The following is a 14602-nucleotide window of genomic DNA, read 5'->3' as shown; positions in this document are numbered from 1 at the left end:
GTGTGATGACGCCACGTCCCTCAACGAGAGGATTCGATGTGGTGAGCAAGCGCTTCACCGTCGGTGCCGTCGCGACCGCGGCGGTACTGGCACTTACGGCAGCGGGCCTGGGTGTACCTGCCAGCGCCGCGCCGAGCACGTCCCGCACCTTCACGGTGGTCGCCGAGGACGGGGTCGCCGCCGACACGGCGGTCGCCGCCATCCGGGCCGCCGGCGGCACGGTGGTGTCCTCGTCCGACGAGGTCGGCATGTTCCAGGTCACCAGTGACCGGGCCGACTTCGCGGCCCGGGCCGCCGCCGCGCCGACCCTGGTCGGTGCCGCCGAGCAGAAGGCCATCGGCCGCAAGCCGAAGCTGGACCGGGTCGAGCAGGAGCACCTGACGGCCGCCACCAAGGCCGCCGCCGGCGCTGCCGCCGCCCGGCGCGGGGCCAAGATGGACCCGCTCGACGACAAGCTCTGGGGTCTGGAGATGATCCGGGCCGACAAGGCCCGCAAGATCGAGCCCGGTGACCGTCGGGTGACCGTCGGCGTGCTGGACACCGGCGTCGACGCCAGCAACCCGGACATCGCGCCCAACTTCAACTGGGCGTTGTCGCGCAACTTCGCACCCGACCTGATCGACGTGGACGGCCCCTGCGAGGTGCCGAGCTGCCTCGACCCGGTCGGCACCGACGACGGCGGGCACGGCACCCACGTGGCCGGCACCATCGGCGCCGCCGCCAACGGCTTCGGCCTCTCCGGTGTCGCCCCGAACGTGTCGCTGGTCGAGCTCAAGGGCGGCCAGGACTCCGGCTACTTCTTCCTCGACCCGGTCGTCAACGCCCTGGTCTACGCCGGCCGCAACGGGATCGACGTGGTCAACATGTCGTTCTACGTCGACCCGTGGCTCTACAACTGCACCGCCAACCCGGCCGACTCGCCCGAGGCGCAGGCCGAGCAGCGGGCCATCATCAAGGCCATGAAGCGGGCGCTGGTCTTCGCCCACAACAAGGGCGTCACCCTGGTCGGCGCACTCGGCAACAACCACGAGGACCTGGGCGCGCCGCGCACCGACACGTCCAGCCCGGACTACGGCGCCGACCCGTACCCGCGCCCGATCGACAACAACAGCTGCTGGGACCTGCCCACCGAGGGCCCGCACGTGATCGGCGTGTCGTCGGTCGGCCCGTCCGGCAAGAAGGCCGACTACTCCAACTACGGCACCGAGCAGATCTCGGTCGCCGCGCCGGGCGGCTGGTTCCGCGACGGCTTCGGCACGGACAGCTACCGCGCCGACGCCAACATGATCCTGTCGTCCTACCCGAAGCACGTGCTCCAGGAGGAGGGCTCGGTCGACGCCGACGGCAACATCGTCGCCGGGTTCGAGGAGTCCGTCTTCAAGCAGTGCAAGGCCAACGGTGAGTGCGGCTACTACACCTACCTCCAGGGCACCTCGATGGCGTCCCCGCACGCCGCCGGTGTGGCCGCGCTGATCGTCAGCCGGTACGGCAAGCCGCAGGGCCGGGGTGGCTTCGGCATGTCCCCGGACCAGGTGGAGCAGCACCTGTACCGCACGGCCGCCGAGCACGCCTGCCCGGAGCCGCGCCTTCAGCAGTACCGCAACGAGGACCGTGACGAGACCTTCGACGCGTACTGCGCCGGTGGGCTCAACTTCAACGGCTTCTACGGGTACGGGATCATCGACGCCTACGCGGCGGTGAAGACCCCGCTCAAGCTCAACGCACGCCCGTAACGCACCGCCTGCAGGGCCCGGTCGACGCTCGTCGGCCGGGCCCTGCCGCGTCGGGCGTGGGCCGCGTCGGGGCGGGGGTCGGATGATCGACTCGGGTTCTTGGAAGGCGGGCTGTCGCGGCGCCCCGGATAGCCCGGTCTCCAAGAAGCCGAGTCGATCACGGGCGTTCACTGCCGCGCCACGGGTGTTCACCGTCGCCAGCCGCGGGCGTTCAGGGCGGCGCGCACCTCGCGTAGCACCGCCGGGAACTCGGCGTGCATCCGCCGACTGGTCACGTGGAGCACCAACCAACCCGCGCCCACCAGCAGGTTGAGCCGTCGGCGGTCACGGTGCAACTGGTCGATGTCGGAGTGCCACTGCCCGTCGTACTCCACTGCCACGCGGTAGGTGGGCCACGCCAGGTCGGGGTGCAGGACCACGCCGTTGGGCAGGCGTACCGGATGTTGGACGACGGGGCGCGGCAGGCCGCCCAGCACCAACCGCGCCCGTAGCTGGGACTCCGGCGGGGACTGGGCCTGCCCGTCGGCCAGGTCGAAGAGCCAGTCCGCCCGGCGAGCCCCGGGTCGGTCCGTGTTGCGGGCGGCCTCCCTGGCCAGCGCGGCGCTGTCGGTCAGTCCCCGCCCGAGCAACGTGTCGATGATGGGCAGCGCGCGGACCGGGTCGAGCCAGACCGCCGTCTCCCAGGCGGACCGCGCGGGGCCCGAGCAGGGCAGCGGGCTGCGCGTTAGGCGATCCGGTCCCGGTGGGCGGGTCGCGCCGGTCGGGCGTCTCGCCTTCGAGGGACCGCTCGCCGGCGGACAGGGGGCCGCCCGTTCAGACATCGGACCGCTTACGCGCCGGCCGGTGGCGGCGTGTTCGGACGCCGTGTGGACATGCACCCGAAGGCCGCGTTGGGCGCCGACCCGCAACGGTCGGGGCGCGAGGATGTGCACGTCGTCGGTGAAGGCGGCGGCGTGCTCGACACCGTGCAGGAAGGCGGCCGACGGACCACCCACGACCACCCCGGGCGGCAGCCGCAGGAGCGCGGCGCGGCAGGCCAGGGCGTGGTCCCGGTCCAGTCGGGCGTCGGCGTAGATGTCGTGGCGAAGTCGTACCCAGGCGCTGCTGCGTAGCTGGTGCTCGGTGAGCAGGCCATCCCGGACGACGTCGGAGCCGCGGAAGACCTGCCAGGTCAGGGCGTCGGGTCGGTACGGACGTGGTGGCATGCCGAGCAGCGTGCTGCCGGCCGCCACCCGCCCGAAACCCCTGTGGACAACCCCGCCGAGGGCCTCGCCACCGCCTGTGGAAAACCACGAAGCGCCTCGGAAATCCTGCTATGGCGGGCGGGATCCTGGAAGCCGGGGCGTCGCGGCGACCCGGACAGCCCGACTTCCAGGAACCCGAGTGGTCAGCAGAGTATGGCCGCCACCGCCGTTGCGGCGGCCTGCACCTGAGGGCCGACCAGGTCGACGTCCAGCGGGGCGAGGGCGACGACGCCGACACTGGCCTCCAGACCCGGTACGCCGAGCACCGCCGCGGCCACCCCGTACGCCCCGGACTGCAACTCGCCGCTGCTGCTCACCGGCTCGGCCGCGCCGCTTCGCCCGGCCAGGATGGCCCGACCCGCCGCGCCCCGGTCCAGGGGGTGTCGAGCCCCCGTCCGGTACGCGACGTGGAACGACGTCCAACTCGGCTCGACCACCGCCAGGGCGACACCCTCACCGCCGTCCACCACGGTCAGGTGGGCGGTCGCGCCGGCCTGTTCGGCGAGTCGGCGCAGCGCCGGCAACGCTCCCTCGGCGAGCAGCGGCTGGGCGCGTCGGGCCAGGTGCAGCACGCCTGCGCCGATCCGGAGTCGGCCATCGCTGCCCCGGCGCAGCATGCCGTGCCCGGTCAGCGGGCCGACGAGCCGGTAGACGGCCGCCCGCCCGATGCCGAGTCGCGTCGCCACCTCGGTGACGGTCAGCCCGGCCGGCGCGTCGGCGACCAGGTGCAACAGTCGCAGGCCACGGTCGAGGGTCTGTGCCGTCTCGCCGGCCCGCCCGGGCGTGGCCTGCGTGGTGGGAGCGGGCGGCTCGACGGGGTGTGCGGTCGCGTCCACGCCTGGCAGCGTACGACCCGGCACCGGCGGACCCGGACAGGCGCGGACGGCTACCCTTGTACGGTGACGCTACGCCTGTATGACACCGCCACCCGATCGGTGCGGGACTTCGTCCCGCGGGAAGCCGGCAAGGTGGGGGTCTACCTGTGTGGTCTCACCCTTCAGGCCCCGCCGCACATCGGTCACCTTCGCTCCGGCGTCAACTACGACGTGCTGCGGCGCTGGTTCCTGGCCGCCGGCTACGAGGTCACCTTCATCCGCAACCTGACCGACATCGACGACAAGATCCTCGTCAAGGCGGGTGAGCAGGGTCGGCCGTTCTGGTCGATCGCGTACGCCAACGAGTTGATCCTCGCCGAGTCGTACCGGGCGCTGAACGTGCTGTCGCCCACCTACGAGCCGCGCGCCACCGGGCACATCCCGGAGATGCACGAGCTGATCACCAAGCTGATCACGGACGGGCACGCGTACCCGGCCACCGACGGCTCCGGCGACGTCTACTTCGATGTGGCGTCCTGGCCGGCGTACGGGTCGCTGTCGGGTCAGTCGCCGGACGCGATGCAGTCGGCCGGCGACGCGCCGGACCGGGGCAAGCGGGATCCGCGCGACTTCGCCCTCTGGAAGGGCGCCAAGCCGGACGAGCCGGCGGACGCGTACTGGCCGTCCCCGTGGGGGCTGGGCCGCCCGGGTTGGCACATCGAGTGCTCGGCGATGTGCTGGCGCTACCTGGGCCCGGAGTTCGACATCCACGGCGGTGGTCTGGACCTGACGTTCCCGCACCACGAGAACGAGATCGCCCAGTCCCAGGCGGCCGGGCTGCCGTTCGCCCGCTACTGGGTGCACCACGGCCTGCTCAACATCGGCGGGGCCAAGATGGGTAAGTCGGCGGGTAACGCCCTGGGCCTCGCGTACGTCGACTCGCTCGGTGTGCGGCCGGTGGAGCTGCGCTACTACTACGCCGCCGCGCACTACCGCTCGGTGATCGACTACTCGGAGGACTCGCTGCGCGAGGCGGCCACCGCGTACCGCCGGATCGAGGGTTTCGTCCAGCGGGCGGCCGAGCGGGTCGGTGCCGGGCAGTTGGGCGACCTGCCGGCCGGGTTCGTGGCGGCGATGGACGACGACCTCAACACGTCCGCCGCGCTGGCCGTGCTGCAACAGCACCTTCGGGACGGCAACACCGCGCTGAGCGCGGGTGACGATGTGACTGTCCGCACCACCCTGGCCGTCGTACGGGCAATGCTGGATATCCTCGGGATCGACCCCCTCGACCCGGCCTGGACCGGTGGCGGCCGACCCGATGATCTCCGTGCCGTGGTGGACTCCCTGATCGCGCTGGCCCTGGAGCAGCGCGCGCAGGCCCGGGGCCGCAAGGACTGGGCTGCCGCCGACGCGGTACGTGACCAGCTCAAGCTGGCCGGCGTGGTGGTCGAGGACACCCCCCAGGGCCCCCGTTGGACTATTGGAGAGCAGGACTGATGGCCGGCAACTCGCAGCGCCGTGGCCGGCGACTGACGTCGAAGGCGGGTGCCCCCAAGGGCTCCGGCGGCAAGAACAAGGACTCCCTGGCCGGGCGGGGTCGCACCCTGCCCGCTGACGAGCGGCCGTGGCACAAGGGCTACTCGGGCACCGAGAAGCTGCCGCAGCGCACCGCCTGGAAGCAGGACAAGGAGCGCCGGGTGGCGGCCGAGGAGGGGCGTGCCCCGAAGATCGGTCAGCCGGGCAGCAAGGACACCACCTGGGGCAAGGGTGGCGGTCGGGGGGTACCGGTCGGTCGTGGCGCGACCGGCGGTCGGGGTGGCAAGCCCACCTCGCGGTCCGGTCCCCGGGTCTCCCCGGGGCGCAAGTCCAACCCGTCGAAGGACTCCCCGGAGCTGTTGGTCGGGCGCAACCCGGTGCTGGAGGCGCTGCGCGCCCAGGTGCCGGCGACGGCGCTCTACACGGCCCAGGGCATCGACGTGGACGAGCGGACCAAGGAGATCATCCGGACCGCCGCCGACCGGGGCATCGCGAACCTGGAGATCAGCCGGGCCGAGCTGGACCGGATGACCGGTGGGGTGCTGCACCAGGGCGTCGGGTTGCAGGTGCCGCCGTTCGCGTACCAGCCCTTCGAGGACATGGTGGCCGCGTCGCTGGAGCAGCAGGCCCCGTTGCTGGTCGCGCTGGACGGGGTCACCGACCCGCGCAACCTGGGTGCCGTGATCCGGTCGGCCGCCGCGTTCGGCGCGCAGGGTGTCTTCGTACCCGAGCGTCGTGCTGCCGGGATCACCGCGACCGCCTGGCGGACCAGCGCCGGCGCGGCCGCGCGGGTGCCGGTGGCCCAGGTCACCAACCTGACCCGGTCGCTGAAGGCGTGCCGGGACGCCGGCTTCATGGTGGTCGGCCTGGACGCCGACGGCGACACCGACCTGTACGACCTGGAGGCCGCCGTCGGCCCGCTGGTGGTGGTCGTCGGTTCCGAGGGACGTGGGTTGTCCCGGCTGGTTGGGGAGACCTGCGACCTGACCGTCAGCATCCCGATGATCTCCGAGGTGGAGTCGCTCAACGCGAGCGTCGCCGCGGCGGTCACCCTGGCCGAGGTCGCCCGCCGCCGCTCGGTCGAGCTGTAACGACGTCGACGAAGCCCCCTTCCGCCAGTTGCGGGAGGGGGCTTCGCCGTCAGATCTGGTGGAGCCAGGCGACGAAGAAGACCGCCCCGGCCACCGCCATCAACAGCGTGGTCGGCAGCAGCCAGGCCGGACCCCGCTCCCCGTCGAGGCGTCGGGTCAGTCGTTGGTGCACGGCGGCGATGCCGATCAACGCGGCCAGCCCGGCGGCCGCCATTGGCAGGCCGACGAGGAAGTGCGCCAGCCACGCGCCGGCCCGGCTCGGGCCGCCCCAGGAGTGGTCGTACGGGCCGGGATCGACCACCCCGTACAGGACGCCGCGCAGCACCATCAACAGCTCGACGCCGATCGGCAGCAGGGCCACCAGGCCAAGCAGCAGGCTGAGCAGCGCGTGCCCGAGCACCGCGAGCGCGCCGGCTCGCCGGCCGGGCAGCGCCATCGGGGGTGCGCCGAGCAGGCCGGTCCGCAGGCCCCGCCACCGCGCGACGGCGGCGTCGGCCCCGCCCACCGGGGTGGTGGCCAGCGTGAACAGGGCGACCGGCATCAGCGTCGCGCAGTAGGCGAGGCTGCGGCCGGCCCGGCGGATGATCCGGTTCCGGTGAACGGTGGCGGTGGTGGTGGCGGACACGGCGTCTCCTCGGGCTCGGTGTGCCGCGAACGCTAGGGACACGACACATCCCGCCGCGTCACCCCGGGGAGCCACGCTCGCGCTGGCTCCCGGGGATGACGACCCCTCCCGGGTACGACGAAAGGGGCGGCCCGCCGCAGCGGACCGCCCCTTCGCGGGTACGGCGTTACGTCAGATCCGGCTGCCAGTGGCGGCGTGGAAGACGTGGCTGCGACCGGCGACCGGCTTGACGAAGACGGTGTCACCCATGTTCGGCATGCTGCGCCGGTCGGTACGGACGACGAAGCGCTCCGAGTTGCCACCCAGCGCGGCGTGGCCGTAGACGTTGGCGTCCGAACCGAGGTCCTCGACCAGTTCGACCACGACCGGCATGCCGCCCTCGGTCGGGCTGACCAGCTCGCAGTCCTCCGGGCGGAAGCCCACGGTGACCTTGCCGTCGCCACCCTCGGCGCGGGCCGCCTCGACCTGCTCCCGGGTCAGCGGGATCTGCAGCTCGGCGAACTCGGCGCCCCGCTCGTTCAGCGGAACGGTCTTGATGTTCATGGCGGGCGAGCCCATGAAGCCGGCGACGAACACGTTCGCCGGGGTGTCGTAGAGCGCCCGCGGGGTGTCCACCTGCTGGAGCACACCGTCGAGCAGCACGGCCACCCGGTGACCCATGGTCATGGCCTCGACCTGGTCGTGCGTCACGTAGACGGTGGTGACGCCCAGCTTGGCCTGGAGCGACGCGATCTGCGTACGAGTCTGCACACGCAGCTTGGCGTCGAGGTTCGACAGCGGCTCGTCCATGAGGAAGACCTGCGGCTCGCGGACGATCGCCCGGCCCATCGCGACACGCTGACGCTGACCGCCGGAGAGCGCCTTCGGCTTGCGGCTCAGGTACTCCTCGAGCTGGAGCAGCCCGGCCGCCTCCTTGACCCGCCGGTCGATCTCCGACTTGGAGGTCTTGCGCAGCTTCAGGGCGAACGCCATGTTCTCGTACACCGTCATGTGCGGGTAGAGGGCGTAGTTCTGGAAGACCATCGCGATGTCGCGGGCCTTCGGGGGAAGGTGGGTGACGTCGCGCTGGTCGATGTAGATCGAGCCGGCGTCGACGTCCTCCAGACCGGCGAGCATCCGCAGGCTGGTGGACTTGCCGCAACCCGACGGGCCGACGAGAACGAGGAACTCGCCGTCGCCGATCTCGAGGTTCAGCTCGTTGACGGCGGGACGCTCGGTGCCCGGGTAGATCCGGGACGCCTTGGAATAGGTGACCGTAGCCATGGTGGTGCGCTTCCTTTCACCGGCAGGAACGTGCCGGACGATCCGAGTGAAGGAGCGACCGGCACGAGCCCGTGCCGGTCAGCGGACGGCAGTCGGTCGCGGGGGCGGCCGGGCTGTCGCCCGTGTCACTTCACCGTAATTGGCTTTCCCCGTGCTGCCAAGACGAGGGACCCGCGGAAGTGACCCAATGCCTACGCATTACGGGCAGTCGGGCACGGCAAGGCATCAATCGACGTCGCGGTGCGGCGTGGGGCGTCGGGTTGTTGACGTTTCCCGTGCTCGGGAGCACTCGCGAGCGGGATATCCGGACGTCAGTCGCTATGCTGGCGTCGACACACGCGCCCCTGTAGCTCAGCTGGCCAGAGCACTCGCCTTGTAAGCGAGATGTCGCCGGTTCGATCCCGGCCGGGGGCTCAGAATATCTGGCGCAGCCCGGCCGCGCCGACCGCGCGGCCGGCACAGGCGATCGATGGTCGGCCACTCCTATAGTTCGGGTAACACCGACGTCGAGGAGTCGCATGAGCCCGCTCGTCGCGATCGCCGGCAGCGCCCAGGTCAACCGCTCCTACTCGCCGGCCGTACGCGATCCGGAGGCCGCTCCCGCCGCGGCGGCCGAGCTGGGCTCGGAGCTCGCGAGGCAGGGTTGCCGGATCGTCGTGTACTCCAGCGATCCCGACTACCTGGAACGCGACGTCGTACGCGGCTACGTGGGCTCCGGGCGGGCGACGTCCGGGTCGATCCTGGTTCGTGGCCGGTACCAGCAGGACGTGGACTTCGAGGAGGCCCAGCGGCATCCGGAGGTGTTCGCCGTCGTGCCCGAGTCGACCGACGACTGGGAGGTCAGCTTCTACCGGTCGCTGCTGACGGCTGACGCGCTGCTGCTGGTGGGCGGCGGGCGCTCCACGTTCATCGCGGGGCTCATCGGCCTGTCCCGTCGTATCCCGGTCGCCGCGGTCGCGGCGTTCGGCGGCGGCGCGGAGAAGACGTGGCAGCGACTCAACAACGAGCGTGGTGTCGCCACCGAGGAGGAGGTGGCATTGCTGGCCCGACCCTGGCAGCCGAACGCGGCCGGCCCGATCGTCACCGCGCTCTGCGCCCAGGTGCGGCGCCGCGCGGACGAGGAACGCGCCGCTGGTCGGCGTACGGTGGCCGGCCTGGTGACCGCGCTGGTCCTGCTGCTGCTCGCCCTGGCGACGATCCCGTTGGCGTACGCCGCGCCGGCCGGTGGGTGGCAGAACCTGGCGGTCCTGGTGGCCGCGCCGATGATCGCGTCGGTGTGGGGTGCGATCGTGCGCAACGCGTACGACGGCAACGGCAACTGGCTGCGGGCGGCGGCGTTGGGGTCGGCGGCCGGTGTCATCGCGTTCCTGCTGTTCGTGGCGGCGCAGCTCGCCACCAACCCGGGCCTGCTCGACGGTGACGCGGCTCGGAGGTTGGTCTTCTTCGTGCTGGCCATCGGGTTCATCGGCGGGTTCACTTCCGAGGTCGTCTACGCCAAGCTGCGCGATCAGGACGTGACGCAGACACCGGTCCTGCCGCCGGGCGGCCCCCGGTGAGTCGGGCCGTGGAGGAGTCCAACCGGGCGATGCTGCGCGCCCGCGACGCGATGGACCGGTCGTACGCCGAACCGTTGGACATCCCGGCGCTGGCCCGGATCGCGCACGTCTCCGAGGCGCACTTCATCCGGACGTTCCGGGCGACCTTCGGTGAGACGCCGCACCGCTACCTGCAACGCCGCCGGGTGGAGCGGGCCATGACGCTGCTGGTGGAGACGAACCGGGACGTGACGGACATCTGTTACGCGGTCGGCTTCGGCAGCCTGGGCACGTTCAGTCGGACGTTCCGGCAGATCGTCGGTGAGCCGCCCTCGGAATTCCGGCGTCGCCGCGCGGCCGCCGGCAACGTGCCGTCCTGCTTCACGAAGGCGTGGACGCGTCCCAGCAGTTTTGGATAAGCAGCAGGTCAGGGCCACCCTCTACGGTCGTGGCATGACGATGAACGCGATCAGCCGCTCTCAGATCTACGTCCTCGACCAGGACGAGGCGCTCGACTTTTACGTGAACAAGCTCGGCATGGAGGTCAACACCGATCAGGATCTCGGCTTCATGCGCTGGCTGACGGTCAACCTGCCCGGTGACCCGGAGCGCGAGATCCTGCTGGAGAAGCCCGGCCCGCCGGCGCTGGACCCGGCGACGGCCGAGCAGGTGCGGGAGCTGCTCACCAAGGGTGCCCTGGGCGGGTACCTCTTCATGACCACCGACGACGCCCACAAGACCCACGAGGACCTGGTGGCGAAGGGCGTCGAGATCACCGACGAGCCGACCGAGCGTCCGTACGGGATCGACTTCGGCATCCGGGACCCGTTCGGCAACAAGATCCGTATCGGCCAGATGTTCCCCCGGGCGTAGTTACAAGATCAAGAAACCGGAGGGCGCGGGCCAGCACCGCGCCCTCCGGTGTGTTGGGGTGTACGGCATGCGGACGCGGCTGCTGTACCTGACCCGCCACGGCGAGCAGGACCTCGCCGGGCACGCCGACACGGGCTCGACCGAGCCGGACACCGGCCTGTCCGAGCGCGGCCGGCGGCAGGCGGCGCTGCTCGCCGAGCGCCTGCGGGGCCGGTCGTTCGCGGCCGTCCACCACGGGCCGCTGCGCCGGGCCGCGCAGACCGCCGAGGTGGTCGCCGCGGCACTGCCCGGGGTTCCGGTGTACGCGACCGGGTTGGCCGGTGACCACCTCCCGCACGACACGGACCCGACCGGCCTGCCGTCGGCGTACGCCGAGTTCCTGGCCGGATTCTCGGCGACCGAGCGGGCCGACGGGCCGCGCGTGACGGCGGAGGCCGTGCGGCGCTTCACGGGGCCGGCGGAGGTCGACGAGGCGGCGGCCGTGGGGGAGCCGGTCCGCGAGCTGGTGGTGACGCACACCTTCCTGATCGCCTGGCTGGTCCGGCATGCGCTCGACGCGCCGGAGCGGTGGTGGCTGGGCTTGAACCACCACAACGCCGGGTTGACCGTCATCCGGTACGGCCCTGCCGGGCCACCGAACCTGATCGCCGTCAACGACGTGGCGCACCTGCCGGTCGAGTTGCGCGGCACCGGTCTTCCCCCGGACTACCTCGTGTGACTCCCCGTCAGGCGGTGACCTTCAGCAGCAGCTCGACAAGTTCCCGGGTGGCGGGCGGCGGCGCGGGATCGGCGGGGCAGTCGACGTACCCGGTCTCGACGGTCCCGACGGTGAGGCGGTAGCTGAACGCGTCGGCGCAGCTCGACGTGGTGGCCGTGCGACGGGCCTCGGCGCTCAGCCGTGGGTCGGCGGCCAGTCCGCGCAGCCGGCCCAGGTCGGCGGTGCCGAGCTTGCCGGTACGACGGCCGCCGGCCCGGTCCACCACGGTCCACCGGCCGTCCGGCTCGACGGTGATGTTGTCGCCGCGCCCGGCGAAACCACCGGAGCGGAACAGCGCGACCCGAGCCCGGTCGTCCGCTTTCGGCCCGCCCGGGACCGGGCTGCTCGGGACGGACCCGCTCGGGACCGGGCCGCTCGGGACGAGGCCGCTCGGCGCGGGGATGTTCGTGAGGTCCGGGCCCGCGGTCGCGCCGCTCACCGGGGGCAGGTCGGTGGGGTCGGGGGCCCGGTCGGTGCCGGTGCAGCCGGCCAGGAGGGCGGCCAGGATCGCGATCGTGACGCCGGTCGTGGAGGCGGGTCTCATGTCCGTCGGACGCGCCGATGCCCGCTTCGGTTCCCTTGTCAAGGCCCTCATCCGTTCGGCCAATCTCAATGTCTGGGAGCGGTCCAAGGCTTCTCTTTTCTTCAACACATAGCTATATCTACATCCGTGACTACCCCCGTCACACCCTTTCTCCTTTCAGGAGGGCACGTGAAACGACCCCTTGCGGCCGTCAGCGCAGCGCTGCTCACCAGTGGCCTGTTGACCTGCGTCGCCACCGCGGCGCACGCCGCTCCGCCTCCCGCTCCCGCGTCGGACGCCTCCGCCGCGGCCCGGGCGGCGACCGTCCTGCAAACGAACCCCGGCGCCGTCCAGGGTTCCAGCGCCGAGTCCTACCAGGTGCAGAGCACCCGGGTGGACGCCTCCGGCGCGGCGCACACCCGCTACACCCGCACCTACCAGGGGCTGCGGGTGTACGGCGGTGACTTCGTCATCCACACCGCGCCGAACGGCACCTACGCCGGCAGTTCGGTCGGACTCGCCGCACCGCTGACCCTCCTCACCACGGCCAAGGTCAGCGCCGACGCGGCGAAGAAGACGGCCCGCGCCGGGTTCACCGGCAAGGCCGAGACCGTGGGCGCACCGGAACTGTTCGTCGACGCCAGCTCGGGCAAGGGCCGGCTGGCCTGGGAGACGGTGGTCAGTGGCTGGCAGTCGGACGGGCAGACGCCGTCGCGGCTGCACGTCATCACCGACGCGACCTCCGGCGCGACCGTGGGGTCGTACGACGAGATCGAATCGGTCACCGGCAGCGGCCAGGGCATCTACACCGGCACGGTCAGCATCGACACGACGCTCTCCGGCAGCACGTACCAGATGATCGACCCGGTGCGCGGCAACGGCCGTACCTGCGACATGAACAACGGCACGTCGTCCTGCACCACGTTCACCGACGCCGACAACGCGTGGGGCACCGGCGCCAACTCGAACCGGCAGTCGGCCGGCGTGGACGCGCACTTCGGCGCCGCCAAGACGTTCGACTACTTCAAGAACGTCCACGGCCGTAACGGGATCTTCGGCAACGGCCAGGGCGTTCCGAGCCGGGTCCACTACGGCAACAACTACGTCAACGCCTTCTGGGACGGCGCCCAGATGACCTACGGCGACGGCTCAAGCAACTCCCGCCCGCTGGTCGCGCTCGACGTGGCCGGGCACGAGATGAGTCACGGCGTCACCGAGGCGCTGGCCGGCCTGGTCTACTCGGGTGAGTCCGGTGGCCTCAACGAGTCCACCAGCGACATCTTCGGCAACATGGTGGAGTTCTACGCCGCCGCGCCGAGCGACCCGGGTGACTACCAGGTCGGTGAGAAGATCAACATCAACGGCAACAACACGCCGCTGCGCTACATGTACAACCCGTCGTTGGACGGCTCGTCCGACTCCTGCTGGTCCACCAGCACGAAGAACAAGGACGTGCACTACTCCTCCGGCGTCGGCAACCACTTCTACTTCAACCTCGCCGAGGGCACCGGCTCCACCTCGTACGGCACCTCGCCGGTCTGCGGTTCCGCCCCGGCGGTGACCGGCATCGGTCGTACCAAGGCGGAGAAGATCTGGTACCGGGCCCTGGACGTCTACTTCACCTCCAACACGTCGTACGTCAACACCAGCAACCCGGCGAACACCGCCCGCGCCTACAGCCTGCGGGCGGCCACCGACCTGTACGGCAGCTGCTCGACCGAGTACAAGGCCGTGCAGGCCGCCTGGACGGCGGTCAACGTCGCCGGCAACGACGCCACCTGCTCCACCGGCAACGACTTCTCCGTGTCGCTGTCGCCGACCGCCGGCTCGGTGAACCCGGGCAGCGCGGTCTCCACCACCGTGTCGACCGCCACCACGAGCGGTTCGGCGCAGACCGTGACGTTCTCCGCGTCCGGCCTGCCCAGCGGCGCGAGCGCCTCGTTCAGCCCCGCGTCGGTGACCTCGGGCGGCTCGTCCACCCTCACCATCAGCACCTCGTCCAGCACCTCGCCGGGCACCTACTCGGTCACCGTGAACGGGGCGGGGGCGGTCACCCGCAGCGCCACCTACACGCTGACTGTGAACGGCTCCGGCGGCGGCTGCACCTCGCCGGGCCAGAAGCTGGCCAATCCGGGCTTCGAGTCCGGCTCGACCAGCTGGACGGCCAGCTCCGGGGTGATCACCAGCTCCAGCGGCCAGGCGGCCCACGGTGGGTCGTACAAGGCCTGGCTGGACGGGTACGGCAGCACCCACACCGACACGCTCGCCCAGTCGGTGGCCCTCCCGACGGGTTGCTCGTCGTACACGCTGAGCTTCTGGCTGCACATCGACTCGGCCGAGACCACCACCAGCACGGCGTACGACAAGCTCAACGTGCAGGTGCTCAACTCGGGCGGGACGGTGCTGGCCACGCTGGCGACCTACTCCAACCTGAACAAGGCCTCCGGCTACAGCCAGAAGTCCTTCTCCCTGGCCGGGTACGCCGGCCAGACCGTCACCCTGAAGTTCACCGGCACCGAGGACTCCTCGCTCCAGACGTCCTTCGTGGTCGACGACACGGCGGTCAACGTCTCCTGACCTGACCTAACCTGACCGACACCCGGG

At 71.4% G+C, this 14602-nt stretch carries 13 protein-coding genes and 1 tRNA gene; 9 read left to right on the top strand and 5 right to left on the bottom strand.

What is annotated here, in order from left to right:
• Positions 1 to 41: 41 nt before the first annotated feature.
• Positions 42 to 1733: a S8 family serine peptidase gene (locus ACIA3K_RS09170; RefSeq protein WP_396800084.1), complete on the top strand. Its 1692-nt coding sequence runs from the start codon at positions 42 to 44 to the stop codon at positions 1731 to 1733.
• A 188-nt stretch (positions 1734 to 1921) separates the two neighbouring features.
• Here the strand turns inward: ACIA3K_RS09170 and ACIA3K_RS09165 are convergent, their stop codons facing one another.
• Both ACIA3K_RS09165 and ACIA3K_RS09160 read right to left on the bottom strand, forming a co-directional pair.
• A complete protein-coding gene (locus tag ACIA3K_RS09165) occupies positions 1922 to 2938 on the bottom strand; it encodes a hypothetical protein (RefSeq protein ID WP_396800082.1) in 1017 nt (338 codons plus the stop codon).
• Between the two features lie 182 nt (positions 2939 to 3120).
• Complete coding sequence (locus tag ACIA3K_RS09160) at positions 3121 to 3813, bottom strand: IclR family transcriptional regulator (protein WP_396800080.1); 693 nt, start codon at positions 3811 to 3813, stop codon at positions 3121 to 3123.
• 63 nt (positions 3814 to 3876) lie between these two features.
• On the opposite strand from ACIA3K_RS09160, the gene cysS reads away from it, so the two are divergent.
• Together cysS and rlmB are read left to right on the top strand one after the other, a co-directional pair.
• Positions 3877 to 5292 carry a cysteine--tRNA ligase gene (cysS, locus tag ACIA3K_RS09155; protein ID WP_396800079.1) on the top strand — a complete coding sequence of 472 codons (1416 nt, stop codon included), beginning with the start codon at positions 3877 to 3879 and terminating at the stop codon, positions 5290 to 5292.
• Positions 5292 to 6422: a 23S rRNA (guanosine(2251)-2'-O)-methyltransferase RlmB gene (gene rlmB, locus ACIA3K_RS09150; RefSeq protein WP_355050959.1), complete on the top strand. Its 1131-nt coding sequence runs from the start codon at positions 5292 to 5294 to the stop codon at positions 6420 to 6422. The genes cysS and rlmB overlap by 1 nt, the downstream gene beginning before the upstream one ends.
• Before the next feature lie 49 nt (positions 6423 to 6471).
• Here rlmB and ACIA3K_RS09145 read toward each other — a convergent pair whose 3' ends face one another.
• Complete coding sequence (locus tag ACIA3K_RS09145; protein ID WP_396800078.1) at positions 6472 to 7047, bottom strand: hypothetical protein; 576 nt, start codon at positions 7045 to 7047, stop codon at positions 6472 to 6474.
• 171 nt (positions 7048 to 7218) lie between these two features.
• Positions 7219 to 8310 carry an ABC transporter ATP-binding protein gene (locus ACIA3K_RS09140; RefSeq protein WP_396800076.1) on the bottom strand — a complete coding sequence of 364 codons (1092 nt, stop codon included), beginning with the start codon at positions 8308 to 8310 and terminating at the stop codon, positions 7219 to 7221.
• A 340-nt stretch (positions 8311 to 8650) separates the two neighbouring features.
• Between ACIA3K_RS09140 and ACIA3K_RS09135 the strand changes: the two genes are divergently transcribed.
• The 5 genes from ACIA3K_RS09135 to ACIA3K_RS09115 all read left to right on the top strand — a co-directional run bounded on the left by ACIA3K_RS09135 (position 8651) and on the right by ACIA3K_RS09115 (position 11436).
• Positions 8651 to 8724, top strand: a tRNA-Thr gene (locus tag ACIA3K_RS09135).
• A 104-nt stretch (positions 8725 to 8828) separates the two neighbouring features.
• Complete coding sequence (locus ACIA3K_RS09130) at positions 8829 to 9866, top strand: hypothetical protein (protein ID WP_396800075.1); 1038 nt, start codon at positions 8829 to 8831, stop codon at positions 9864 to 9866.
• Complete coding sequence (locus ACIA3K_RS09125) at positions 9863 to 10264, top strand: helix-turn-helix domain-containing protein (RefSeq protein WP_396800074.1); 402 nt, start codon at positions 9863 to 9865, stop codon at positions 10262 to 10264. The genes ACIA3K_RS09130 and ACIA3K_RS09125 overlap by 4 nt, the downstream gene beginning before the upstream one ends.
• Positions 10265 to 10298: 34 nt before the next feature.
• Positions 10299 to 10718, top strand: a complete 420-nt coding sequence (locus tag ACIA3K_RS09120; protein WP_355050955.1) for a VOC family protein — start codon at positions 10299 to 10301, stop codon at positions 10716 to 10718.
• A gap of 67 nt (positions 10719 to 10785) precedes the next feature.
• Complete coding sequence (locus ACIA3K_RS09115; RefSeq protein ID WP_396800073.1) at positions 10786 to 11436, top strand: histidine phosphatase family protein; 651 nt, start codon at positions 10786 to 10788, stop codon at positions 11434 to 11436.
• A gap of 7 nt (positions 11437 to 11443) precedes the next feature.
• Here the strand turns inward: ACIA3K_RS09115 and ACIA3K_RS09110 are convergent, their stop codons facing one another.
• Positions 11444 to 12019 carry a hypothetical protein gene (locus ACIA3K_RS09110; protein WP_396800071.1) on the bottom strand — a complete coding sequence of 192 codons (576 nt, stop codon included), beginning with the start codon at positions 12017 to 12019 and terminating at the stop codon, positions 11444 to 11446.
• Between the two features lie 168 nt (positions 12020 to 12187).
• Here ACIA3K_RS09110 and ACIA3K_RS09105 point away from each other — a divergent pair, with 168 nt between their 5' ends.
• On the top strand, positions 12188 to 14575 hold the full coding sequence (locus tag ACIA3K_RS09105; RefSeq protein WP_396800069.1) for a M4 family metallopeptidase: 2388 nt from the start codon (positions 12188 to 12190) through the stop codon (positions 14573 to 14575).
• Positions 14576 to 14602 lie beyond the last annotated feature (27 nt).

This window comes from Micromonospora sp. NPDC051543, assembly GCF_044454415.1.
In the GTDB taxonomy this organism is placed as follows: Bacteria; Actinomycetota; Actinomycetes; order Mycobacteriales; family Micromonosporaceae; genus Micromonospora.
This window is presented reverse-complemented; position numbering and strand designations above follow the sequence as displayed.